This window comes from Euzebya rosea, assembly GCF_003073135.1.
Classification (GTDB): Bacteria; Actinomycetota; Nitriliruptoria; order Euzebyales; family Euzebyaceae; genus Euzebya; species Euzebya rosea.
Genome location: NZ_PGDQ01000009.1, coordinates 36,776 through 59,280 on the forward strand (window position 1 = coordinate 36,776; position 22,505 = coordinate 59,280).

At 71.3% G+C, this 22,505-nt stretch carries 23 protein-coding genes; 13 read left to right on the top strand and 10 right to left on the bottom strand.

The genetic code is table 11. The features are described from left to right. Positions 1 to 23: 23 nt before the first annotated feature. The 4 genes from CUC05_RS13395 to CUC05_RS13410 all read left to right on the top strand — a co-directional run bounded on the left by CUC05_RS13395 (position 24) and on the right by CUC05_RS13410 (position 2,383). Positions 24 to 338, top strand: coding sequence for a YbaB/EbfC family nucleoid-associated protein (locus tag CUC05_RS13395; RefSeq protein WP_108666624.1), 315 nt, complete (start codon positions 24 to 26; stop codon positions 336 to 338). Continuing rightward, complete coding sequence (gene recR / locus CUC05_RS13400; RefSeq protein ID WP_108666625.1) at positions 339 to 932, top strand: recombination mediator RecR; 594 nt, start codon at positions 339 to 341, stop codon at positions 930 to 932. 11 nt (positions 933 to 943) lie between these two features. Next, entirely contained in the window at positions 944 to 1,726 is a 783-nt protein-coding gene (locus tag CUC05_RS13405; protein ID WP_108666626.1) for a class I SAM-dependent methyltransferase, read from the top strand. Positions 1,727 to 1,825: 99 nt separating this feature from the next. Next, positions 1,826 to 2,383: a hypothetical protein gene (locus CUC05_RS13410; protein ID WP_108666627.1), complete on the top strand. Its 558-nt coding sequence runs from the start codon at positions 1,826 to 1,828 to the stop codon at positions 2,381 to 2,383. 40 nt (positions 2,384 to 2,423) lie between these two features. Here CUC05_RS13410 and CUC05_RS13415 read toward each other — a convergent pair whose 3' ends face one another. Further along, positions 2,424 to 3,500 (bottom strand): S-adenosylmethionine:tRNA ribosyltransferase-isomerase, encoded by a 1,077-nt coding sequence (locus CUC05_RS13415; RefSeq protein WP_108666628.1) that lies wholly within the window; start codon positions 3,498 to 3,500, stop codon positions 2,424 to 2,426. After that, positions 3,497 to 4,207, bottom strand: coding sequence for an SDR family NAD(P)-dependent oxidoreductase (locus tag CUC05_RS13420; RefSeq protein ID WP_108666629.1), 711 nt, complete (start codon positions 4,205 to 4,207; stop codon positions 3,497 to 3,499). Before CUC05_RS13420 ends, CUC05_RS13415 begins: the two co-directional genes overlap by 4 nt. A gap of 96 nt (positions 4,208 to 4,303) precedes the next feature. Between CUC05_RS13420 and soxR the strand changes: the two genes are divergently transcribed. The 3 genes from soxR (at position 4,304) to CUC05_RS13435 (ending at position 7,124) form a co-directional block, all read left to right on the top strand. Continuing rightward, complete coding sequence (soxR, locus tag CUC05_RS13425) at positions 4,304 to 4,762, top strand: redox-sensitive transcriptional activator SoxR (RefSeq protein WP_108666630.1); 459 nt, start codon at positions 4,304 to 4,306, stop codon at positions 4,760 to 4,762. Between the two features lie 61 nt (positions 4,763 to 4,823). Next, entirely contained in the window at positions 4,824 to 6,083 is a 1,260-nt protein-coding gene (locus CUC05_RS13430; protein ID WP_108666631.1) for an aspartate kinase, read from the top strand. A gap of 3 nt (positions 6,084 to 6,086) precedes the next feature. Then, positions 6,087 to 7,124 (top strand): aspartate-semialdehyde dehydrogenase, encoded by a 1,038-nt coding sequence (locus CUC05_RS13435; RefSeq protein ID WP_108666632.1) that lies wholly within the window; start codon positions 6,087 to 6,089, stop codon positions 7,122 to 7,124. Positions 7,125 to 7,501: 377 nt separating this feature from the next. Here the strand turns inward: CUC05_RS13435 and CUC05_RS13440 are convergent, their stop codons facing one another. Genes CUC05_RS13440 through CUC05_RS13450 form a run of 3 tightly spaced genes read right to left on the bottom strand, consistent with a single transcriptional unit; the run spans position 7,502 to position 9,589 of the window. Next, a complete protein-coding gene (locus CUC05_RS13440) occupies positions 7,502 to 8,185 on the bottom strand; it encodes an enoyl-CoA hydratase/isomerase family protein (RefSeq protein WP_108666633.1) in 684 nt (227 codons plus the stop codon). Beyond that, positions 8,182 to 8,871, bottom strand: a complete 690-nt coding sequence (locus tag CUC05_RS13445) for a class I SAM-dependent DNA methyltransferase (protein ID WP_108666634.1) — start codon at positions 8,869 to 8,871, stop codon at positions 8,182 to 8,184. The genes CUC05_RS13440 and CUC05_RS13445 overlap by 4 nt, the downstream gene beginning before the upstream one ends. A gap of 7 nt (positions 8,872 to 8,878) precedes the next feature. After that, a complete protein-coding gene (locus CUC05_RS13450) occupies positions 8,879 to 9,589 on the bottom strand; it encodes a VOC family protein (RefSeq protein WP_157965535.1) in 711 nt (236 codons plus the stop codon). An 84-nt stretch (positions 9,590 to 9,673) separates the two neighbouring features. Here CUC05_RS13450 and CUC05_RS13455 point away from each other — a divergent pair, with 84 nt between their 5' ends. The 3 genes from CUC05_RS13455 (at position 9,674) to CUC05_RS13465 (ending at position 13,568) form a co-directional block, all read left to right on the top strand. Continuing rightward, complete coding sequence (locus CUC05_RS13455; protein ID WP_108666636.1) at positions 9,674 to 10,711, top strand: phosphotransferase family protein; 1,038 nt, start codon at positions 9,674 to 9,676, stop codon at positions 10,709 to 10,711. A gap of 39 nt (positions 10,712 to 10,750) precedes the next feature. After that, positions 10,751 to 12,259: a serine hydroxymethyltransferase gene (locus tag CUC05_RS13460; protein WP_205712323.1), complete on the top strand. Its 1,509-nt coding sequence runs from the start codon at positions 10,751 to 10,753 to the stop codon at positions 12,257 to 12,259. Between the two features lie 73 nt (positions 12,260 to 12,332). Next, positions 12,333 to 13,568: a RimK family alpha-L-glutamate ligase gene (locus CUC05_RS13465; protein WP_108666637.1), complete on the top strand. Its 1,236-nt coding sequence runs from the start codon at positions 12,333 to 12,335 to the stop codon at positions 13,566 to 13,568. 38 nt (positions 13,569 to 13,606) lie between these two features. On the opposite strand, the gene CUC05_RS13470 is transcribed toward CUC05_RS13465, so the two are convergent. Continuing rightward, positions 13,607 to 13,855: a hypothetical protein gene (locus CUC05_RS13470; protein ID WP_108666638.1), complete on the bottom strand. Its 249-nt coding sequence runs from the start codon at positions 13,853 to 13,855 to the stop codon at positions 13,607 to 13,609. A gap of 199 nt (positions 13,856 to 14,054) precedes the next feature. On the opposite strand from CUC05_RS13470, the gene CUC05_RS13475 reads away from it, so the two are divergent. Next, the gene (locus tag CUC05_RS13475; RefSeq protein ID WP_108666639.1) at positions 14,055 to 15,893 is read left to right on the top strand and encodes an AMP-dependent synthetase/ligase; all 1,839 of its coding nucleotides are present in this window, start codon (positions 14,055 to 14,057) and stop codon (positions 15,891 to 15,893) included. Positions 15,894 to 15,995: 102 nt separating this feature from the next. Here the strand turns inward: CUC05_RS13475 and CUC05_RS13480 are convergent, their stop codons facing one another. Further along, a complete protein-coding gene (locus tag CUC05_RS13480; RefSeq protein WP_108666640.1) occupies positions 15,996 to 17,834 on the bottom strand; it encodes a S8 family serine peptidase in 1,839 nt (612 codons plus the stop codon). A 204-nt stretch (positions 17,835 to 18,038) separates the two neighbouring features. Here CUC05_RS13480 and CUC05_RS13485 point away from each other — a divergent pair, with 204 nt between their 5' ends. Next, complete coding sequence (locus CUC05_RS13485) at positions 18,039 to 18,452, top strand: cyclic nucleotide-binding domain-containing protein (protein ID WP_108666641.1); 414 nt, start codon at positions 18,039 to 18,041, stop codon at positions 18,450 to 18,452. A gap of 167 nt (positions 18,453 to 18,619) precedes the next feature. Here CUC05_RS13485 and CUC05_RS13490 read toward each other — a convergent pair whose 3' ends face one another. From CUC05_RS13490 to CUC05_RS13500, 3 genes are read right to left on the bottom strand one after another with little or no spacing between them, the layout of a single operon-like run. Continuing rightward, positions 18,620 to 20,185: an FAD-dependent monooxygenase gene (locus CUC05_RS13490; RefSeq protein ID WP_108666642.1), complete on the bottom strand. Its 1,566-nt coding sequence runs from the start codon at positions 20,183 to 20,185 to the stop codon at positions 18,620 to 18,622. Positions 20,186 to 20,189: 4 nt separating this feature from the next. Continuing rightward, on the bottom strand, positions 20,190 to 21,152 hold the full coding sequence (locus CUC05_RS13495; RefSeq protein WP_108666771.1) for an MBL fold metallo-hydrolase: 963 nt from the start codon (positions 21,150 to 21,152) through the stop codon (positions 20,190 to 20,192). Then, entirely contained in the window at positions 21,149 to 21,586 is a 438-nt protein-coding gene (locus CUC05_RS13500; protein WP_108666643.1) for a nitroreductase family deazaflavin-dependent oxidoreductase, read from the bottom strand. The genes CUC05_RS13495 and CUC05_RS13500 overlap by 4 nt, the downstream gene beginning before the upstream one ends. A 45-nt stretch (positions 21,587 to 21,631) precedes the next feature. Between CUC05_RS13500 and fabG the strand changes: the two genes are divergently transcribed. Then, positions 21,632 to 22,369 carry a 3-oxoacyl-ACP reductase FabG gene (gene fabG / locus CUC05_RS13505; protein WP_108666644.1) on the top strand — a complete coding sequence of 246 codons (738 nt, stop codon included), beginning with the start codon at positions 21,632 to 21,634 and terminating at the stop codon, positions 22,367 to 22,369. Positions 22,370 to 22,505: the final 136 nt, after the last annotated feature.

Genomic DNA, 22,505 nt, shown 5'->3' on the forward strand with positions numbered 1-22,505 from the left:
AACGCGAGACCCAGGAGAACACGATGGGCAACCAGCAGGCCATGATGCGCCAGGCGCAGGCCATGATGAAGAAGATGCAGAAGGCGCAGGAAGCGCTGGCGGCCGAGACCGTCACCGGATCCGCCGGCGGCGGGATGGTCGAGGCGAAGGTCAACGGGGCCGGCGAGTTCCTGTCGATCACCATCGACCCCGAAGCCGTCGACCCGGCGGACGTGGAGATGCTGCAGGACATCATCGTCGCGGCCTGCAACGACGCCGTGCGCGCCTCCAAGGAGCTGGAGGGCGAGATGATGGGCGGGATCGCTGGTGGCCTCGGGCTGCCGCCCGGCCTGATCTAGGTGTACGAAGGTCCCGTCCAGACCCTGATCGACGAGCTCGGTCGGCTGCCCGGAATCGGGCCCAAGAGCGCCCAGCGGCTGGCGTTCCACCTGCTCGGCACCGACCGGGCGGACGCCGAACGCCTCGCGCAGGCCATCACGTCCGCGGCACGCGACGTGCACTTCTGCCAGCGCTGCTTCAACGTGGCCGAGGCCGAGGAGTGCCGGATCTGTCGCGACCCCAAGCGTGACCAGTCGGTCCTGTGCGTCGTCGCCGAGCCGAAGGACGTCCAGGCGATCGAGAAGACGGGTGAGTTCCGCGGGCGCTATCACGTCCTCGGCGGCATGATCGTGCCGATCGACGGGATCACCCCGGACAAGCTCCACATCGCCGAGCTGCTGCGTCGCATGGGGACCGAGGACATCGCCGAGGTCGTCCTGGCGCTGAACCCGACCGTCGACGGCGAGACCACGGCGAGCTACCTCACCAAGCAGCTCAGGGCGCTGGAGGTCTCCATCACGCGGATCGCCAGCGGCCTGCCCGTCGGCGGCGACCTGGAGTACGCCGACCAGGTGACACTGGGACGGGCGTTCGCCGGCCGCACGGCGATGTAACGTCTCGCGCGATGAGCGATGCGCATCCGGACCACGTGGTGGTCAACCGCGATCACTGGGACACCAACGCCCACGAATGGGTGGCGTCCGGTGCGCACAACTGGGCCCTGGACACGCCGGAGTGGGGTATCTGGGGCATCGGCAACGCCGAGCTGCCGTTGCTGCCCGAGGAACTGTCGGGCCTGGACGCCATCGAGCTGGGCTGCGGGACCGCCTACGGCAGCGCGTGGATGGCCCGACGTGGGGCGCGGCGTGTCGTCGGGGTCGATGCCTCGGCCGAGCAGCTGACCACCGCCACACGCCTGGCCGACCAGCACGGCGTCGACCTCGAGCTGATCCACGGTGACGCCCAGGCCGTCCCCCTGCCCGACGGGAGCGTCGACTTCGCGCTGTCGGAGTACGGCGCCTCCATCTGGTGCGACCCCTACCGCTGGGTCCCCGAGGCGTGGCGGCTGCTCCGTCCCGGCGGACGCCTGGTGTTCCTCGGCACACATCCCCTCGCCCACGTCACCGCGCCGCTGGACGGGGCGGTCCCGATCGACACCACGCTGCACCGTGGCTGGTTCGACCTGTACCGCCTCGACTGGACCGACGCGGTCGACGACCCCGGCGGCATCGAGTTCTGCCTTCCGACCTCGGGATGGATGGCGCTGTTCCACGAGGTCGGCTTCGTCGTGGAGGACTACCGCGAGCCGCGCTGCTCGGTGACGGGCGAGGAGGTGCGGTTCGCGGTCACGCCGACCTGGGCCAACCGATGGCCCAGCGAGCAGGCCTGGTGGCTGCGCAAGGCCTAGGCGTTTGCGGGCGACGGGGGGTCGGGTACGTCACGGGGAGAACCACGTTCACCCCCTCCGCCCCTCCCAGCCCGCCCCTCCCAGCCCGAGGTGACCCCTTTGCGCACGCCATCCCCGCTGCCGTTCCCCCGCTTCTTCTCCGGCCCCCTCAGCCTCCTCCTCGTCCTCGTGCTCGGCCTGTCCTTGGTCGCCTGCAACGACGACGACACGTTGACCGAGGCGGAGGAACAAGCCGTCCTGGAGAACGACCCCATCGAGTCCTTCGGCGACGACGTGGACGAGTCGGAGAACCAGCCCGACGAGCAGTCCGGTGAGCAGCAGCCGGCGGTCGCCAACGGTGAGGGATTCGTCGCCGGCAGCTTCGCCGACGTCCCCGTGCCCCCGAGCGCCGAACCGGTCGGTGGCCCGCAGGACGTGGACGGCGTGCAGACCCAGAACTTCGTCGTCACCTCCGCGTCGCCCGAGACGATCATGTCCTTCTACGCCGAGGAGCTCCCGGCGCGCGGTTGGGTCGAACGTGACCGCCAGGAGGTCGGCGAGGCCCTGCGCAGCATGTGGGACATGGACGACGTCTCGCTGCTCGTCGTCGCCACCGACCGCGGAGACGAGCTGGAGGAGGTCGACCTGTCGCTGCAGCTGTCGACCGACCGGACCTGACCCGCACCGCTCGCCCGGGGACACGTGCACCGGGCGGCGGTCAGCGATCGGGCAGCAGGAGGGCGGCGTCGCCGAACTCGTGCCAGTCGTAGCCGACATCCAGCGCCTGCCGGTAGGCCGCGTCCAGCACCCGCGGGCCGGCAACCGCCTCGAGCAGCTGAAGGTGCGAGGCGTCCGCCTCGTGCCAGCCGCTGATGATCCCGTCCACGACACGGACCCCACGCGACGGGGTGATCACGAGGTCGGTCCAGCCACGGACGGCCCGGACGGTCCCACCGGCGTCCGCCGCCGTCTCCAGCGCCCGGGTGACGGTCGTGCCGACCGCGATGACGCGGCCGCCGCTGGCCCTCGTGTGGTTGACCAGGGCCGCGGTTCGTTCGCCAACCCGCACCTGCTCGGCCCCCGGCGCCTCCCCGGCCTCCTGTGAGCTGACGCCGGCGTGCAGCTGGAGGGGGGCCAGCACGATGCCCCGGCTGACCAGGTCGGCCACGAGCGACAACGAGAACGGCCGGGCGGCCGACGGCATCTCGGCGCTGCCGGGGTGGCGGGCGAACACGGTCTGGTAGTCCTCCAGCGGCCAGGCCGGCGCGTCGCCGTAGGTGATGGGGCGCCCGTGCTGGGCCAGGTGGGCCGTGACCCGACCGCCGGGGACGTCGACGTCCGCCGACCACAGCCGCACGCCCGCCCCCTCGGGACCCGCAGCCACGGGCGTGCCGAGGGTCAGGGTGCCGTTGCCGGCCAGCTGGACGACGTCGCCCGACGCGGCGTCGAGGATGGGTCCGCTGCCGTCGGGCCGCCGCAGCTCCACCACCCAGCCGCCGTGGTCGGTGCGGGTCGAGAAGTGCACCACCGCGTGTCGGGTGATGGGCCGACCGTCGGCGTTGCCCGACAACCGTCCCGCCAGCGCCGACGGACGGGTCGTGGACGTGTTGACGACCAGCAGGTCACCGGGCTCGAGGAACCGGCCGAGCTCGTGGAACCTCGCGTGCGTGATCGTCCCACCGTCGGCGACCAGCAGCCGGACGCCGTCCCGCGCCACCCCCCGGCGTTCGGGTGGGGCGGTCGGGATTCGTTCGGCGGGGACGTCGAAGGCCAGCCGCGGTTCCAGCGTGCTCACGCGCCCACCTCCGCGGTCGCCAGCAGCTCCTCCGCGCGGTGGCGCCCGCTCGGCGGCATGTCGTCCAGCAGCCGCAGGATGGCCGGGGGCACCGTCGATGGGTCGGGGCGATCGCTGATGTCCTCGCCGGGGAACGCCGCCTGGTGCATGTCGGTGCGCATGTCGCCGGGGTCGAACGCGTGGACACGCAGGGTCGGTTCCTCCTCTGCGAGGACCGCCGACAAGTGGTCGAGCGCAGCCTTGGAGCTGCCGTAGGGGCCCCATCCCGGCCAGTGGTCGACCGCGGCGTCGGAGCTGATGTTGATCACGGTGCCCCGTGCCCGTCGCAGCGCCGGCAGCAGCGTCGCGACGAGGGCGATCGGGGCCACGACGTTGGTCCGGTACAGCTGCTCGAGCCGTTCGGGGGCGATGTCGAGCACCGACGGCAGGGGAGAGGGGCCGAGGTCACTTGCGTTGTTGACCAGCAGGTCCAGGCGTCCGGTCTCGCCGACGACGTCGGCCAGCCGGTCGCGATGGACGGGGTCGGTGACGTCGCCGGGCACGGTCGTCACGGCGGTCCGGTCGCGGAGCCGGGCCCCTGCGACGGCCAGCGCCGTGTGCCCGCGGGCGGTGAGGACGAGGTGCCAGGGATCGGGCTGGTCGGCGAGCCGGTCGGCCAGGGCCAGACCGAGCCCCCTGGACGCGCCGGTGACGAGGGCGATGCGCATCGGGTGTGTTCCTTCGTGTCGAGTGGGTTGCAGGATGTCGACACGAACGGTAGAAGTTGAAGTCAACTTCAAGGCAAGGGCTTTCTGGAGGTTTCCTTGGGCAGGGTCGCGAAGCTGACGGTCAGCGAGGTCGCCGAGCGCAGCGGGTACGCCGCGTCGGCCCTGCGGTACTACGAACGCGAGGGGCTGATCTCCGCGCACCGGACCGACGGGGGACAGCGCCGCTACGACCGCGACGTGCTCAGGCGCCTGGCCTTCGTCGCGGCGGCGCAGCACGTCGGCCTGAGCCTGCACGAGATCCGGGAGGCCCTCGCGCTCCTGCCGTCGGAACGCACGCCGACCAAGGCCGACTGGGCTCGCATCTCGAGGAGCTGGCGCAGCCGCCTGGACGACGAGATCGCCGCCCTCGAACGACTGCGGGACGGCCTCACCGGCTGCATCGGCTGTGGCTGCCTGTCGCTGAGGTCCTGCACGATCTTCAACCCCGACGACCAGCTCGCGGACCGGGGGACGGGGGCGGTCAAGCTGCCCGAACCGCTCCACCCGCACGAGTGACGCGGACCCGGTCCGGTGGGACGAATCGGAGTTCCGGCGGAACGCGGCTAGCCTGTCGCCCATGACCGGCGCGCCCATCATCGTGCAGAAATACGGCGGAACCTCGGTGGCCGACACCGACCGCATCACCCGTGTGGCCGATCGGATCGCACGAACGAAGCGCGCCGGCAACAACGTCGTCGTCGCCGTGTCCGCCATGGGCAAGACGACCGACCAGCTGATCCGGCAGGCGGAGGAGATCTCCCCGCACCCACCCGGACGCGAGATGGACATGCTGCTGACCGCCGGTGAGCGCATCTCCATGGCGCTGCTGGCGATGGCGATCCAGGAGGAGGGGCTGAGCGCCCGGTCCTTCACCGGATCGCAGGCCGGCATCATCACCGACGACGTGCACGGCAAGGCCAAGATCCTCGACATCACGCCGGGCCGGATCACCGACGCGCTGGCCGAGGGCCACGTCGTCATCGTGGCCGGCTTCCAGGGCGTGTCCCGGACGACCAAGGACGTGACCACGCTCGGTCGTGGCGGCACCGACACCACCGCGGTGGCGCTGGCGGCCGCGCTCGGCGCGAAGGTCTGCGAGATCTACACCGACGTCGACGGCGTCTACACCGCCGACCCCCGGATCGTGCCGACGGCGCGCAAGGTCGAGCACATCTCCGCGGAGGAGATGCTGGAGCTCGCCGCCCACGGCGCCGGCGTCCTGCACACGCGGTCGGTGGAGTTCGGCCGCAACCACGGCGTGGACATCCACGTCCGCTCGAGCTTCAGCCACCACCAGGGAACGTGGGTGCACGCCCACGCGGAAGGAAACCCCATGGAAGAGGCCATCATCTCCGGCGTCGCCCACGACCGGTCGGAGGGCAAGCTGACCGTGCGCGGCGTGCCGGACAAGCCCGGCGTGGCCGCCCGGGTGTTCCAGTCGCTCGCCGACGCCAACGTGAACGTCGACATGATCGTGCAGAACGTCTCGGCGACCGGGACGACCGACATGACGTTCACCATCCCCCTGACGGACTCCAGGGTGGCGCGTGAGGCGCTGGAGCCGCTGCTGACCGAGGTCGGCGCCCAGGGCCTGGAGGTCGACGAGAAGATCGGCAAGGTGTCCCTGGTCGGGGCGGGCATGAAGACCAACCCCGGCGTCGCCGCGCGCATGTTCACCGCGCTGTCGGAAGCCGGCGTGAACATCGACATGATCTCCACCTCCACCATCCGCATCTCCGTGGTGGTCGACGAGTCCGACGTCGAGACCGCCGTGAACGCCATTCACTCCGAGTTCGGGCTGGACGGCGCCGAAGTCGTCAGCGTCGAAGGGAGCTAGGTCATGGGTCGCAGAGTCGCCATCGCTGGAGCTACGGGAGCGGTCGGTCAGGACCTCCGTCGCCTCCTGGACCGCCGGGACTTCCCGCTGGAGGACCTCGTCCTGCTGGCCTCCGAGCGGTCCGCCGGCACGGTCATCCGCTGGCGGGACCGCGAGATCACGGTCAAGAACCTTGCCGACGCCGATGCCTTCGACGGCGTCGACCTCGCGCTGTTCTCCGCCGGTGGAGGGCGGTCGCTGGAGCACGCGCCCCGCGCGGTCGAGGCCGGCGCCATCGTCGTGGACAACTCCTCGGCGTTCCGCATGGACCCCGACGTGCCGCTGGTCGTCACCGAGGTCAACGGGGACGAGCTGTCGGTGCGGCCGACCAAGGGCATCGTCGCCAACCCCAACTGCACGACCATGGCGGCGATGCTGCCGCTGAAGGCCCTGCACGATGCGTTCGGCCTGGTGTCGATGGTGGCCACGAGCTACCAGGCGGCCGGTGGGGCCGGACAGAGCGGCATCGACGAGCTGCAGGCCCAGGTGCCGGTGCTGGCCGAGCACTTCGACCTGCTGCGCACCGACGGCGCTGCCGCGGCGAAGCTGGTCGAGCCGAACGTGTTCGCCGCCCCGCTTGCCTTCAACGTCGTCCCGGTGCTGGGCACGGTGCAGGACAACGGCTACACCGACGAGGAGCTCAAGCTGCTCAACGAGTCGAGGAAGATCCTCGGCCTTCCCGACCTGGAGGTCGCGCCGACCTGCGTGCGGGTGCCGGTCGTGGCGGGCCACTCCCTGCAGATCCGTGCGACGTTCGGCCAGTCCGTCACCCGCGAGGCCGCGCTGAAGGCCCTCGACGGATTCCCGGGCCTGGTCGTCGCCGACATGCCCACGCCGCTGGAGTACGCCGGTCGGGACGAGGTCGCCGTCGGCCGCGTCCGTGCGGACCTGCACGACAGCCACTCCCTCAACTTCTGGTGTGTCGGCGACAACCTCCTGAAGGGCGCCGCCCTCAACACCGTCCAGATCGGCGAGGAGCTCGTCGCCCGCGGGCACGTGTAGCGCGGAGCGTGTGTAGCGCGGAGCGTGTGTAGCGCGGAGCGCGTCCAGGACGTAGTCCGTCCAGCGCGGAGCGCGTGCAGCGCGGAGCGCGTGTAGCGCGTCCCACGACACGGCCGGCCCGCCGACGGGACCGGCCGTTCGTGTTGTCGGGCCGAGCCCCGGCGTGTGCCTTGCCCGCCCCGGGGGTCGGGGGAAACCACACGGGGTGCGGGTTCGTGTGGAATGCACGCCCCGCGGGGGTGGGGGCCGCACACGTGGCCCGAGGGTGGGTGGCATGGCCACCTGGTGGGGGAGGGGAAGGCACACGCCCGGCCGCCGGGCCGGCCGCCGTCCGGGTCGGTTTCCGCTCGCCGCGCCGGTCCCGTCGGACCGCTTGATCAGGGGGCGAAGAGGTGTTCGCGGTCGCCGTCGCGGTCGATGGAGGCCAGCAGGTCGCCGTATCGGGTGGTGCGGATCTGCGTCAGCGCCGGGCCGCGGTACTGCGCCAGCTCGGCGGCCCTCGCCATGGCGGCCTCTCGGGGGCCGTCCTCGCCCTCGGCCACGGCGTCGACGGCGCCGGCAGCCAGCGCACCCTCGCCCCCGACCCGCTCGCCGAGCACCATCATCCGGTGCTGCGCCGGCTGGGGGATCCGCGACGACACCAGGCTGTCCATGACCGTGGTGAACGGCATCTGCAGCTCCACCTCCGGCAGCCGGAACCAGCCACGGTCGGACCGCATGATGCGCAGGTCCATGCAGAGGGCCAGCATCGCGCCGCCGGCGATGGTGTGGCCGTTCATCGCCGCGATCGTGGGGACGTCGACCCGCAGCAACCGCCCGAACAGCTGGTGCACGTCCCGGATGAAGTCGGGGAACGCCTCGCCGAGGCCGCCGATGAACGGCAGGTCGAGTCCCTGGTTGAACGTCTTGCCCTCGCCCGTGACGACCAGCGCAGTCGGGCCCTCGGACGCCGCGACGGTGGCCAGCGCGTCGTTCCACGCGGCGACGGTCGTGTCGTTGATGACCTGCGACGCCTCGTCCAGCGTCAGCAGGTGGATGCCGTCGACAACCTCGAGCTTCATGTCGTGGGGTCCTTTCGGTAGGTGGTGACGTGTCGCGTGGACAGGTCATCGAAGGGTTCGCCGGCCCAGCCGCCCGACCGCCTGACACGGGACAGGCCAGCCAGCCGCGCCATCAGGTCGACCTCGCTGGGCCAGGCGTAGCGCATGTTGAGGGGCAGCGTACGGACACCGGTGTCGTCGGGGACAACCCGCACCGACCGGACCGTCTGCGTCACCGGGTCGTGGTCGCCGTCCGCGAATCGCCATGGCTGAGGGACCGCGGCCTCCACGACCAGGCGCCCACCGTCGGCGAGCCCCCGCGCGGCGGCGCCGACACACGCCACCTGCCGGTCCTGGTCGGGCAACGCGAACAACGTGTTGAATGCGATGAGGACGAGGTCGAACGGCCCCTCGACGGGCGGGTCGACCATGTCGCCCAGCACCCCCCTGACCGCGTCGCCGCCCGCCTTGGCCGCCAGTCCGGCGAGCATGCGCGCCGAGCTGTCCACACCCGTGACATGCAGTCCCGTCGCGGCCAGCGGGATGGCGAGGCGGCCGGTGCCCACCCCCAGCTCCAGCACCCCGGCCCCGTCTGCGAGGTCCGTGCTCAGTGCCGCGACGGCGTGCTCGGCGTCGGTGTCGAGATCGGCGAAGACGGCGTCGTAGACGTCGGCCCACGCGTCGCCGAACTCCGCCGCCGGCCACACGACGGTGTCAGACCCCGAGCAGGACGGGGGCGACGTCGGTCCGCTCGCCGGGGGCCAGGTCCGGCACGACGAGCCCGACCGGCCCAGACCGCTCGCCCGGGGCAACCCGGACGACCATCGGCGAGCTCGGCCAGCGGACCTCGAACCCACCGTCCTCCCGGTCGTCCACCGTGGCCCCGAGGGCAGCCCACAGCGGCCGGACGGCGGCGGGGTCGGTGTGGGTCATCCGCAGCGCCAGCAGGTGCGGGGCGGCGGGATCGGGTGGCTGCGGTGCGGGCCTGCCGCTGCGCTCGGCGAAGTCGGCGTCGGTGCCGGAGGCCCAGGCGATCTGCACGATCATCCCGCCGACGACGGACGGGCGGACGAACGCCTCGTGCCAGTGGGGGTAGGACTCGTTGCGGTCCACGGTCTGGATGCCCTCCGCCTCGAGCTCGTCGATCGCCTGGGCCAACGACGTGCCCACCTTGATGGTGACGTGGTGGACGCGACCGGGGCCGAACCGTTCCAGGTAGCCGTCGATGAAGGACGGCTCGCCCGAGGTCCGGCCGATCAGCTCCAGCTTGGCGCCGTTGCCCAGGCGGACCTGCTCGCTGCGGAACGCGGGGGCCACACCCCCGCCGACGGGCACGGCCCCGCGGTCGAGCCAGTGGGACACGGCGGCATCCACGTCCTCCACGGCGATGGCAACGTGATCGAGTACGGCTTGGGTCAGCGGCATGTGGCGAGGGTAGGTGACCGCGGTCATGTCCTGCCAAACGGTCGGCTGGGTGCGGCCCCCACGGGTGTGGTTGGGTATGCGGTCATGAGCGATGCACACGGAGTCCCGCTGGATGTCGACGCCCTCGAGGGCTGGCTGGCCGGCCGGGCGGAGGTGACCCCTCCGCTGACCGCGACGCAGATCTCCGGTGGCCGCTCGAACCTGACCTACCGCGTGGCGGACGCCGGGGGCCGCACGTTCGTGGTCCGCCGGCCGCCGCTGGGAGACCTCCTGCCAGGCGCCCACGACATGTCACGTGAGGCCCGGGTCATGAGCGCGCTGGCCGACAGCGACGTCCCCGTCCCCGAGGTCATCGGATTCGAGGGCGACGAGTCGATCATCGGCGGCACGTTCTACGTCATGCGCCACGTCGACGGGCTGATCCTGCGGACCACCGAGGACGGGGCGTCCATCGACGAGGCGGCCCGTGCGACGGCGACCCGCTCCCTGGCCGGCACCATGGCCGCGCTGCACCGGATCGACCCCTACGAGCTGGGGCTGGTCAAGCCGGGGAAGGGCGACAGCTACCTGGCCCGCCAGCTGCACGTGTGGAAGCGGCAGATGGACGCCCAGAAGGGCCGTGAGCTGCCGGTGGCCGACGCGGTTCACGACCGGTTGACCGCGGCGATCCCCGAGCAGCGGGCCACCGCGATCGTCCACGGCGACTACCGGCTGGACAACGTCATCATCCACCCCGACGGCACCGTCGCCGCCGTGCTCGACTGGGAGCTGTGGACCGCCGGTGACCCCCTCGCCGACCTCGCCATCACGCTCGTCTACTGGGGCGACGACAGCGTGCCCGACGCGTTGATCGGCCGTCCCACCGGCCACCCCGGGTACGGCACCGGTGAGGACTTCGTCCGGGCCTACGTCGACGCCGGCGGGCTGGACGTCCCCGACGGGGTCCTGCCCTACTACATGGCGTTCGCCACCTGGCGCCTGGCTGCGATCCTCGAGGGCGTCTACCAGCGCAACCGGGCGGGTGCCTACGGCGACGCCGACGACGGCTGGCGCCTGTTCGAGGAGAAGGTGACCGACCTGTTCGACATGGCCGCGGGGTACGCCGACGAGGCCGGGATCTGACCCGTCCCACGACCGTCGGCTTCGCTAGGATCCGGCGGAATGGAGGCTGTGACGCCCTTCGACGCCGCGTTCGTCGAGCTGACGCGCGCGTGGAAGGTGCGGGACGACCTCCGCCAGCAGGGCAACACCGACGACGCCGCAATCCGCGCGGCCTGGCTGGAGCTCGACCGGGCCCGCCAGTGGATCCGAAAGGTCACTGATCCGCCCATGTGGCGCTACGAACACGCCGTGGACCCGCGATCCTGGCTGCCGCCGTCGGCCGCCGACCGGGTGGCCACCATCTCCGCCGAGGCCCACCGGTTGGACGTCGACGGCATCGCTCGTCGACTGGACGCCCTGGTCCAGCGCGACCGGGACATCCACGACCGCGAGGCCGTCAACCTCGACCCGGCCGCCAACACCATGAACCCGGTGGCCGAGGCGATGATGGCCCGGGGGCTCGGCAGCCGTCCGTCCCTCGGCTACCCCGGGGCGAAGTACGAGACCGGGCTGGAGGCCATCGAGGAGATCGAGGTCCTCGCGACCAACCTCGTGCGCGAGGTCTTCGGCGCCACCTTCGCCGAGGTGCGGGTGCCCTCCGGCGCGATCGCCAACCTCTACGCCTTCATGGCCACGGCGTCGCCGGGCGATGCGGTGATCGTCCCGCCGCCCAGCGTCGGTGGTCACGTCACCCACCACGAGGCGGGTGCGGCCGGGCTCTACGGGCTGGAGGTCCACCACGCGCCGGTCGACCCGGACACCAACAGCATCGACGTCGACGGGCTGCGGACGCTCGCCCACCGCGTCCGACCGGCGCTGATCACCATCGGCGGCAGCCTCAACCTCGCCCACCATCCCGTGGAGGGGATCCGGCGCGTTGCCGACGAGGTGGACGCCAGGGTGCTGTTCGACGCGGCCCACCTGTGCGGCCTGATCGCCGGGCGGGCCTGGCCGAACCCGCTCCTCCACGGCGCGCACCTGATGACGATGAGCACCTACAAGAGCCTCGCCGGTCCGCCGGGTGGGGTGGTCGTCACCGACGACGCGACGCTGGCCGAGCGGATCGAGGCGATCGCCCACCCCGGCCTGACCGCCAACTTCGACGCGGGCAAGACCGCAGCGCTTGCCGTCACGATGCTGGACTGGCTCGTGCACGGCCGGCAGTACGCCGCCGACATGGTCACCGCCGCCGCCGACCTGGCCCGGGGCCTGGAGGCGCAGGACCTTCCAGTCCATCGTCCGGCGGGGCAGCCGACGCAGGTCAGCCACCAGCTGGCGCTCGATGCCCGCGAGCTCGGCGGTGGGACGGCCGCGGCCCACCACCTGCGACGCGCGAACCTGCTGACCAGCGCGATCGGCCTGCCGATCCCCACGATCGAGGGGGACGCCAACGGCCTGCGGATGGGGACCCCGGAGATCGTGCGGTGGGGGATCAGCGGTGCCGCGATCCCCCAGCTCGCGGCCTTCATCGGCCAGGCCTGGCGCGACGACGACCCCAGTCGACTGGCGCCGAAGGTCGCGCGATTCCGCTCGGAGTTCCGTCGTATCCGCTACATCCGTGACCGCTAGGGCGTCCGGCTGACACCGTCGGACCACCCGCAGCCCGGCACGGACCCCGGTACACCCCGTATCGTGCGGGGCAATGAAGCTCGGCATCCTCTCCAGGTCCCCCAACGCCTACTCCACGCAGCGGCTGAAGATCGCTGCGCTCGAGCGCGGTCACGAGGCGAAGGTCCTCAACACCGTCCGCTTCGGCATCGACCTGACCGGGGGTGAACCGGACCTGCAGTTCCGCGGCCGGCACCTGTCGGACTACGACGCCATCCTCCCGAGGATCGGCGCGTCCATCACGTTCTTCGGCCTCGCGGTGGTGCGGCAGTTCGAGCAGATGGACGTCTACACGCCCAACACCGCGGCGGGTATCGCCAACTCGCGCGACAAGCTGCGCTCGATCCAGATCCTGTCGCGACACTCCATCGGCATCCCGCGGACGATGTTCGTCCGTGACCGCAAGGACGTCCCGTCGGCCATCAAGGCCGTCGGTGGCGCGCCCGTCGTCATCAAGCTGCTCGAGGGCACCCAGGGCATCGGCGTCATCCTCGCGCCCGACAACAAGGTGGCCGAAGCGGTCGTGGAGACGCTGCAGTCCACCAAGCAGAACGTGCTGATCCAGCAGTTCATCTCCGAGTCCCGCGGCAAGGACGTCCGCGCGCTGGTCGTGGGCGACCGGGTCGTGGCCGCCATGCGCCGCGTGGCGCAGGGCGACGAGTTCCGCTCCAACGTGCACCGCGGCGGCCGCACCGAGCTGGTCGACCTCGACGAGGAGTACGAGCGAGTGGCCGTCCAGGCCGCGCAGATCATGGGCCTGCGGGTCGCCGGCGTGGACATGCTGGAGTCCGACCACGGCCCGCTCGTGATGGAGGTCAACTCCTCACCCGGGCTGGAGGGCATCGAGGGGGCGACGGGCCTCGACATCGCCGGGGCGATCGTGGACTACATCGCCAGCCAGGTCGACTTCCCCGAGCTCGACGTCCGCCAGCGGCTGACGGTGTCCACCGGCTACGGGGTGGCCGAGCTGGTCGTGCGCGAGGGGTCCCCCATGGTCGGCAAGTCCATCACCGAGACCGACCTGCGCGAACGGGACATCTCGGTGCTGACGATGAACCGTGGCACCAAGGTCATCCCCAACCCGCGCGGCAACCGCGTGCTCGAGGCCGAGGACCGGCTGCTGTGCTTCGGCCGGCTCGACGAGATGCGCGACCTGGTCCCCGCTCGTCGCCGTCGACGCAGCCAGCCGAAGGTCCAGCCGCTGCCCGACGAGCCGCTGCACGAGGTCGAGGACCACTCCCGCGACGACAACGGCAACGGCGACGACTGACCCTCGTCCCGCCGTCCTCCCGTGACGGCCGCGTCAGCTCAGCCGATGCCCAGGAACCGCCACAGCTCATCCGGCCCGTAGGTCAGGCAGAGCCCGGCGCTCGCCGAGCTGACCAGCATGACCACGACGGTCCAGGCGGCGGCTCGTCGCCAGCCCACCACCTGCGTCGGCATCGCCGCGGGCTGGTACCAGCTGGGCAGGGCCGCGGTGGTGCGCAGGTCCGACCACGCGGGATCGACGGTGGCGTCGGGGTCGGCGTCGGGGACGTCGGGCAACGGCTGCGGCACTTGAGGGGCCTCTCGTGGGGTCCAGCCGAGCCTACGTCGGCGCCGCGGTGGCCGTCCGTTCCGTCACTGTGGCGTCACCCGACGCGCTCGGCTGTGGTTCCGGGCTGCGCGCTGAATAGACTCCAGCACCGTGCCCCGGCGCTGGGACCTCCGTCCCCGCCGCATCGTCACCGAGAACGTCCGTGAAAGGCGCCAGTCCATGAGCCTCCAGATCTCCACCCTCGCCCAGCTGCTTCATGCCCGGGCCGATGCTTCACCAAGCGGTGTCGCCATCCGGACCAAGGTCAACGGCAGCTGGCAGGACCGCACCTGGGTGCAGGTCCGTGACCGCGCCGACCGGATCGCCGCCGGCCTGCTGACCGCCATGGACCTGGAGGACAACGACGTCGTCGGCCTCCTCGGACAGACCAGCGAGGCGTGGGTGACCTGCGACTTCGCGGCGCTGTCCATCGGCCTGCAGACGGTGCCGATCTACGCCTCGCTGCACCCGGAGGAGGTCGGCTACGCCCACGTCGACACCGGCATCAAGCTGGTCATCGTCGACGACGCCGCCCAGCTGGAGAAGATCCGCACCATGCGGAAGGGCTTCACCTTCTTCGAGACCGACTACTCCGCCGACCAGCTGGTCCTGCAGCACGTCGTCGTCATCGACCCCACCGGCATCGACCCGGCGGACGACTGGGAGTCCCTCGCCGACCTCGAGGCCCGCGGCAAGGAGAAGCTGGACGAGCAGCGGGAGGAGATGACGCGTCGTCGCGAGGCGGCCACTCCCGACCAGACCGCCACCTACACCTACACCTCCGGGACCACCGGCCCGCCCAAGGCCGTCATCCAGACCCACGACAACCACCTCGCGATGGCCCGCGCGGCGGAGAAGTCGGCCCTCCTGGACGACGACATGCGCGCGGGCGGACTATTCCTCTTCCTGCCGCTGGCCCACTCCTTCGGTCGCCTGATCCAGTTCTCGGCGCCGTACATGAACCTGCCGCTGATCATCTCCGCCGTCGCGACGCTGGCCGACGACGCCCGCGAGACCCGCCCCGGCTTCTTCCCGGCCGCCCCGCGTGTCTACGAGAAGATGAAGTCCAAGATCGAGACGACCGTGGCCGGCTCGCCGCCCGCCCGTCAGAAGATCTTCGGCTGGGCCCTCGGCGTCGGCAGGCAGACCGTGCCGTTCCGGACCCAGGGCAAGGAGCTGCCCCTGCTGCTGAAGCTGCAGTACGCGGTCGCGGACAAGGTCGTGCTGTCCAAGCTGCGTGCGCTGCTCGGCATGGACCGCAGCAAGGCGCTGCTGTCGGGGTCCGCTCCGCTGGACGCCGAGGTGCACACCTTCTTCCTGGCGCTCGGCCTGGACCTCATCGAGGCGTACGGCCTGACCGAGACCTGCCCCGGCCTGACCTCCAACCTGCCCGGCGACATGAAGGTCGGGACGGTCGGCAAGGCGCTGCCGGGGGTCGAGCTGCGGATCGCCAACGACCGGGAGATCCTGGCCAAGGGCCCCAACATCACCCAGGGCTACCTGAACCGTCCCGACGCCACCGGCGACGCCTTCGACGACGAGGGTTGGTTCCACACCGGTGACGAGGGATCGATCGACGCCGACGGCTTCCTCAAGATCACCGGCCGCAAGAAGGAGCTCATCAAGACCTCCGGCGGCAAGTACGTCGCGCCGGCCAAGATCGAGGGGTCGCTGAAGCTGCTGCCGATCATCCAGGAAGCGGTCGTCATCGGCGACACCAAGAACTACTGCACCGCCCTGATCTCCATCGACCCCGAGGAGCTGGAGGAGTGGGCGAAGCAGCAGGGCATCGCGCCCAGCCAGGACGCTCCCGAGGTCGCCAAGGCCATCGACGCGCACGTCGCCAAGGTCAACGGTGACCTGGCGAGCTTCGAGACGATCAAGTACTGGAGCCTCGTCCCCGAGCCGCTCAGCGTCGACAACGGCTTCCTGACCGCGTCGCTGAAGGTCAAGCGCAACGTCGTCCACGACGCCTACGCCGACCTCATCGAGGACATGTACGACGGCAAGAAGAAGTAGCGCAACCCAGCACACACGAAACGCCCCGGCCATCGGCCGGGGCGTCACGGGCCGGACGGTCCCTGCAGGGGGTGGGGATGCAGGGACGCCCGGCGGGATGGGTCAGCTGACGGTCGCGGTCAGGTCGACCGTCCCGGAGCCGGAGTAGGCGTCGACCCGCACGTACAGGTACCCCGCGGTCGGGGAGGTGTCGGTACAGGTCTCGTCGGAACCACCCTGGTACGGACGGCAGTCGTAGGCGGAGTCGGTCGGGCGGGCGCCGTCGCGGGTGTACAGGTCGGCGTCGAAGGCACAGCCGAACAGTCCACAGGACGGCCCGTCGATCGTCACGGTGACGCTGTTGGCGCCAGCCGGCACGGCGATCTTGTAGAACGCCTCGTCGCCGCTGCCCGACAGCGTGACCTGAACGGTCTGGCCGGACGTCAGGTTGGGGGTCGAGGGGTCGGGGTCGCCGCCCGGGTCAGCGGCCTCGACGGTGACGGTGGCCGAGGTCGTGTCGGTGTCGGTCCCGTCGTCGACGGTCAGGGTGACGGTGTAGGTGCCGTCAGCCGCGTAGGTGTGGCTGGCGGTCGCACCGGTGGCGGTCGTGCCGTCCCCGAAGTCCCAGGAGTGGGTCAGGGCATCACCGTCGGCGTCGCTGGAGGCAGTGCCGTCCACGTCCACGGTCAGCTCGTCGGTGGTCGTGGTGAACGCCGCGGTCGGGGCGGTGTTGGTCGGGCCGCCGCCGGTGTCGCCGTCGCAGAGCACGTCGACCATCAGGTCGACCCGGACCAGGCCGTGGCCGTAGCTGCGGTCCCAGCCGGGGGTGCCGAGGTCCTCGGCGGTGGCTTCCATGGCGTCCCGGACGTCGGCGTTGGTGGTGCCGGACGGCGCGCAGCTCCAGGCCAGGGCAAGGGCGCCCGAGACGTGGGGGGTGGCCATCGAGGTGCCGCTCAGCGAGCTGTAGGAGGAGCTGGAGGAGTTGTAGGTCGACAGCACGCTGGAGCCGGGGGCCACCACGTCGAGCTCGTCACCGGCGTTGGAGTAGCTGGCCTTGCCCTTGTCGGAGTCCAGCGCGCCGACGGCGATCGCGTTGTCGTAGGCCGCCGGGTAGGAGACCCCGTTGCTGGCGCCGTCGTTGCCGGATGCGGCGACGACGAGCACGCCGTTGTTCCACGCGTAGTCGATGGCGTTCTCGAAGGACTGGGAGTACCCGCCGCCGCCGAGGGACATGGAGATGATGTCGGCGCCGTCGTCGGTGGCGTCGTAGACGGCCTGGGCGATGGAGGACGTCGAGCCGGAGCACTGGATGTTGAAGATGCCGCCGGTGGCGTCGAGGACCTTGTAGGTCAACATCTGCGCCTGGGACATGCCGGCCACGCCGACGCCGTTGTTGGTGGTCGCGCCGACGGTGCCGGCCACGTGGGTGCCGTGACCGCAGTTGTCGCTGCTGTTGCCGGTGTAGACCTGCGTGGCGGAGAAGCGGCTGGTGGGCGTCAGGTCCTGGTGGCCGTGCCGGGTGCCGGTGTCGAGCACCGCCACGCTGATGGAGGTGTCGCCGTACCCGACGGCACCCCACGCCTCCTCCGCGCCCATCATCTCGGGCCCGTACTGCTCGCCGTACCGGGCGTCGTTGGGGATCGCCTGGCTGTACCGGGTCTCGTCCCGCTCGACGTAGGCGACGCCGGGGACGGCCGTGCTGGCCAGCTGCAGGGCCCGCAGCCCGTCGACCTCGACGGCCACGAACGCGCCCTGCGGCGAGACGTGCACGACCTCGAGGCCGTTGATGGCCTCCAGGGCGCCGACCGCGGCGGGCAGGTTGCCCTCGACGCCGATGATGAGGCTGGCGGGCTGGTCCTCGCCACGGTCGTCCGGGGCGCCGGTGTCCTCGGCAGCGGCTGGGGCGGCGAGGGAGAGGAGGAGCAGGCAGGCGAGGAGGGAGGGCAGGAGATGTCGGTTCACGGTGTGCAGGGTCCCTTCGGGGTCGGGGAGGGGCTTCCACGGGGTAGACGCCCCGCCCCCGGGTGCGTTAGCAGGGGATTCGGAGAGACCCGCGTGCGCCCGCCCGTAACCGGCACCTGACCGATCGTTCACATCCATACGATGTGATAGCTGAAGCAAGCAATACGCTTGCTCCTGTTCCCCCATCCTCCGTCAGGAGATCCCATGTTCCGTCGCCGTGACCCCAAGACCGATGTGATCCGTCGTCTGCCGGCGTTCGCTGACCAGCCCGTCCGCCGCGTCGCCGACGCCAGCAAGGTGCTCGACCTCGTCACCGTCGAGGCCGGCCGCACGCTGCTGACCCAGGGCGAGTTCGGCCACGAGTTCTACCTCGTCGTCGAGGGCCGGGCCCGCGTCGAGCGGGACGGTCAGGTCATCGCCCACATCAGCGACGGCGCCGTCATCGGCGAGATGGCCCTCGTCGGCCCCGGTCGTCGCAACGCCACCGTCGTCGCCGAGACCGACATGGTCCTCGCGACCAGCACCCGCCCCTACTTCGCCGGCCTGGTCGCGGACTTCCCCGGCTTCGGCCGCCAGGTCCGCCAGGCCACCGAGGCCCGCACCGCCGTCCCCGCCTGACCGCGCCCAACCCGGGCCGTCCGCCACGCCCGGGCCGCAGTCCGGGCACGCCTGTGTCGGCCAACCACGACGGGTGGCCGGTTCGGCGACACACCCGAGGGGTGCTGGACCGCGCGGGAACGCCTGTGTCGGCCAACCACGACGGGTGGCCGGTTCGGCGACACACCTCAGGGGTGGCCGAGGCAGCGGCGGACGGCGTCGATCACGCCCTGGCAGGGGAGGGGGAGGCGCGCGGCGATGTGGCCGTCCGGCCTGATCACGACGACGCAGCCGCCGTCCACCTCCAGCGCCCGCCCCACCGCCGATCCGGCCTCCAGCCCCAGGACCGTGATCGGGAGGCCCACGGCGTCCATCTCCTCCTCGCACCGAGCGCACGCCCGAACCGCCGCCTCACCGAAGGCCAGCAGCACGATGCCGTCGCCGAACCGCTCGCGCAGTCGACCGCCCTCCACTGGCCCGTCGGGGCACAGCACACCCGGGACCGGCGGCCGCACGACCCCGGCCTCGACGGGGAAGTCGCCCACCTCTGCCGCCGTGGTCAGCGGTGAGTCGAGGTACCAGAACGGTTCGGCCAGCACCCCGGAGTCGATCAGCGCGCGAGCCGTCGGGTCGGTGACGGCCCGGTCGAGGGTCGCCACCCGATGCCGCCGCTCCTCCTCCGTCCGCGGGGCGATGAACCGCATCGTGTCGCCCGTGACCCGCAGGTTCTCCCTCGCCGCTGGCACCCGCTCGGCGGCGTAGCTGTCCAGCAGGTCCGGCCCGGCCCACCCCCGCTCGACGAACGCCAGCTTCCACGCCAGGTTCTCGGCGTCCTGGATCCCCGAGTTCAGGCCCCGCGCCCCGAACGGCGACATCAGGTGGGCGGCGTCGCCCGCCAGGAACACCCGCCCGCGCCGCCACGGGTCGGCGATCCGCTGATGGAACCGGTACACGCTGACCCAGTCGATCCGGTACGACGCCTCGCCGACGATCTGTCGGATCCGCCGGTCGAGCTCGCCGGAGGACCGTGCCTCCTCCAGGGAGAAGTCCGCGGGCACCTGCCAGTCGATCCGCCAGATCGAGCGGGGCTGCTGGTGGACCAGGACCTGCCGGCCCGGGTTCCACTCCGGGTCGAAGTGGAAGCGCCGTTCGGCCGGGAACGGCAGGTCGGCCTCGATGTCGGCGATGAGGAACTGCTCCTCCCACGTCTCGCCGTCGAAGGACGCCCCCACGAGCCGCCGGACCGTCGAGCGCGACCCGTCCGCGCCGATCAGCCACCCACCCTCGACCTCGACCGGCCGCCCCCCGACGTCGACGGTCACGACCACCCCGTCCCCGGGCGGCCGCACCCCCGATGCCAGTCCGACGACCCGACACCCCATCCGCAGGTCGACCAGCGGTTCGGCGGCGATGCGGTCCAGCAGGTATCCCTCCAGCGCGGACTGGCTGAGGTTGACGAAGGGCGGCAGCGCATCGAGCGGCGTGCTCGGCAGCTCGACGACCTTGAGCTCGTGCTCCCGGTAGAAGGTCCGGCCGGTCCGCCACGTCACGCCCTCCGCGACCGCGTCACGGGCGACGCCGACACGATGCAGGACGTCCAGCACGTCGCGCTGGAAGCAGATGGCCTTCGACCCGACGCGGGTGGGTTCCTGCTCGGCCTCCAGCACCACCGAGCCCACACCGTGACGGGCCAGCAGCAACGCCGTGGTCATGCCGACGGGACCTCCGCCGGCGATCACCACGGGCCCGGCCATCAGCTCACCCCTGGAGCTCCGCCCACACCTCGCGGTCGCGCTCGGCCGTCCAGATGCGGGGCCGCTCCACCCCGTTCAGCTCGTCCCACAGGCGGGCGACGTCGAAGGGCATGCAGTGCTCGAAGATCGGCCAGTGGCCGTACGCCTCGAACAAGGCGGCGTGGGCCGCCTCGAAGGCCTGGAGGAGGGTGCCGCCGGCACGGTGGACCGCACCGACCTCGCGACGCATGACCATCAGGAAGCCGCGGGTCTGCTCGATGGCTCCCGCCACGGCGTCCTCGCCGTGGGCGACCTCGCCGCGACCGCCCACCAACGTCGAGGCACCCAGGTCGGCCACCGCGTCCAGCGTCGTCGTCGACCAGTCGGCATGGAAGGCGTCTCCCGTGTACAGGGCCGCCTTCGACTCCACCAGGTCGCCGGCGAAGAGGATGCGCTGCGACGGCAACCACGCCACCAGGTCGCCCTCGGTGTGGCCACGCCCGCAGTACCGCAGCTCGAGCGACCCGCGTGCCTCGCCCAGCGGGATGGTCATCGTGTCGCTGAAGGTGACGTCCGGCCAGGTCAGCCCGGGGATGGTCTCGGCGCCCTCGAACAACCGCGGCATCCGGCCGGCCTCCGACGCCCAGTCCTGCTGTCCGCGCTCGGCGATCAGCGCCCGGGTCAGGTCGTGCGCGACGATCACGTCGGCGTCGAAGGCTGCCGCGCCCAGCGTGCGGACCGCGTGGTAGTGGGTCAGCACGAGGTAACGGACGGGTTTGTCGGTGTGCTCGCGCAGCTTCGCCAACCACTTGTCGGCCATGTGCGGGGTGGCCCGCGCCTCGATGCAGACGAGGAAGTCGTCGCCCTCGATCGCCCCGACGGTGGGGTCACCGCCCGCGGTCAGCGCGTAGACCCCGTCGCCGATGACCTCCAGCACCTCCGCCTTGGCGGCGGTGTCGGCTTCGGAGGCGAACGGCTTGGCCATCAGTCGTCGCGCTCCAGCAGCAGCACCGGGATCACCCGGTCGGTCCGCGTCGCGTAGTCGGCGTAGTCGGGGAAGGCCTCGACGCAACGGGCCCACCACTCCTCGCGCTCCTCGCCCTCCAGCTCGCGGGCCACGCGGTCGCTGATGATCGGCCCGTCCTGCACCATGCACGCCGGGTTCGCCACGAGGTTGTGGTACCAGGCTGGGTGTTCCGGGGCTCCGCCGACGGAGGCCACCGCGACGTAGTCGCCGTCGTGGAAGACCCGCATCAGCGGGGCCTTCCGGAGGTTGCCCGACGTGCGCCCGACGGTGGTCAGCAGGATGACCGGCATCCCGCGCATCGTCGTGCCCCGTCGCCCTTTCGACGACTCGTACTCCGCAACCTGGTTGCGTACCCACTCGACCGGACTCGGCTCGTATGTTCCTTGTAGAGGCATCTACCGTGAGCCTAACGCTGCACCGACGAACAAGGACGGACTGACATGGGATTGCTCGAGGGTCGAGTTGCGCTGATCACCGGCGGCGCACAGGGCATCGGCCTGGCCATCGCCCAACGCTTCAGCGACGAGGGCGCACAGGTGGTCATCGCCGACATGCGCGAGGACGCGGCGGTCGAGGCGGCCGGAACGCTGTCGGGCGAGGCGAGCGGGGTCCGCGCCAACGTGACCGACCCCGACGACGTCACCGGCATGTTCGAGCACACCATCGAAGCCTTCGGCCGGGTCGACGTGCTGGTCAACAACGCCGGGATCACCCGCGACGCCAGCCTCAAGAACATGACCCTCGACCAGTTCGAGCAGGTCATCGACGTCCACCTGAAGGGCACCTGGCTTGGGCTGAAGGAGGGGCTCGCCCGCATGAAGGACCAGGGGGAGGGCGGGTCGATGATCAACATGTCGTCGATCTCGGGCAAGGTCGGCAACTTCGGCCAGTCCAACTACGCCGCCGCGAAGGCCGGCATCGTCGGTATGACCAAGTCGGTGGCCCGTGAGGCCGCACGTGCCAACATCCGCGTCAACGCCATCCAGCCCGGTTTGATCGCGACCGAGATGACCGCCGCCATGCCCAAGGAGGCCTACGAGGCCGCCGAGAAGGCCATCCCGCTGGGACGCGCCGGGCAGCCCGACGAGATCGCCAAGGTGGCGCTGTTCCTGGCCAGCGACCTGTCGAGCTACTGCACCGGCATCACGATCGAGGTCGCGGGCGGCCGCCACATGTAGGGCGTCGCGAGCGGCCGACACATGTGGGGCTCGGTCGCCCAGAGGGTTGCCGAAAGTAGTTCCCCGGTTCGTGCAGGAGTTCCTGACGGGCGCGTCAAAAGGAGGCGCACACCCGTCAACCCGAACGAACTGGGGA

What these genes read in the sequence shown, in the direction of transcription:
- CUC05_RS13490 (WP_108666642.1), bottom strand. Translation starts at nt 20,185, where the DNA reads ATGGCCGGGCCCGTGGTGATCGCCGGCGGAGGTCCCGTCGGCATGACC.
- CUC05_RS13500 (WP_108666643.1), bottom strand. Translation starts at nt 21,586, where the DNA reads ATGCCTCTACAAGGAACATACGAGCCGAGTCCGGTCGAGTGGGTACGC.
- CUC05_RS13430 (WP_108666631.1), top strand. Translation starts at nt 4,824, where the DNA reads ATGACCGGCGCGCCCATCATCGTGCAGAAATACGGCGGAACCTCGGTG.
- CUC05_RS13395 (WP_108666624.1), top strand. Translation starts at nt 24, where the DNA reads ATGGGCAACCAGCAGGCCATGATGCGCCAGGCGCAGGCCATGATGAAG.
- CUC05_RS13440 (WP_108666633.1), bottom strand. Translation starts at nt 8,185, where the DNA reads ATGAAGCTCGAGGTTGTCGACGGCATCCACCTGCTGACGCTGGACGAG.
- CUC05_RS13460 (WP_205712323.1), top strand. Translation starts at nt 10,751, where the DNA reads ATGGAGGCTGTGACGCCCTTCGACGCCGCGTTCGTCGAGCTGACGCGC.
- CUC05_RS13485 (WP_108666641.1), top strand. Translation starts at nt 18,039, where the DNA reads ATGTTCCGTCGCCGTGACCCCAAGACCGATGTGATCCGTCGTCTGCCG.
- CUC05_RS13465 (WP_108666637.1), top strand. Translation starts at nt 12,333, where the DNA reads ATGAAGCTCGGCATCCTCTCCAGGTCCCCCAACGCCTACTCCACGCAG.
- CUC05_RS13420 (WP_108666629.1), bottom strand. Translation starts at nt 4,207, where the DNA reads ATGCGCATCGCCCTCGTCACCGGCGCGTCCAGGGGGCTCGGTCTGGCC.
- CUC05_RS13475 (WP_108666639.1), top strand. Translation starts at nt 14,055, where the DNA reads ATGAGCCTCCAGATCTCCACCCTCGCCCAGCTGCTTCATGCCCGGGCC.
- CUC05_RS13455 (WP_108666636.1), top strand. Translation starts at nt 9,674, where the DNA reads ATGAGCGATGCACACGGAGTCCCGCTGGATGTCGACGCCCTCGAGGGC.
- CUC05_RS13450 (WP_157965535.1), bottom strand. Translation starts at nt 9,589, where the DNA reads ATGCCGCTGACCCAAGCCGTACTCGATCACGTTGCCATCGCCGTGGAG.
- fabG (WP_108666644.1), top strand. Translation starts at nt 21,632, where the DNA reads ATGGGATTGCTCGAGGGTCGAGTTGCGCTGATCACCGGCGGCGCACAG.
- CUC05_RS13405 (WP_108666626.1), top strand. Translation starts at nt 944, where the DNA reads ATGAGCGATGCGCATCCGGACCACGTGGTGGTCAACCGCGATCACTGG.
- CUC05_RS13435 (WP_108666632.1), top strand. Translation starts at nt 6,087, where the DNA reads ATGGGTCGCAGAGTCGCCATCGCTGGAGCTACGGGAGCGGTCGGTCAG.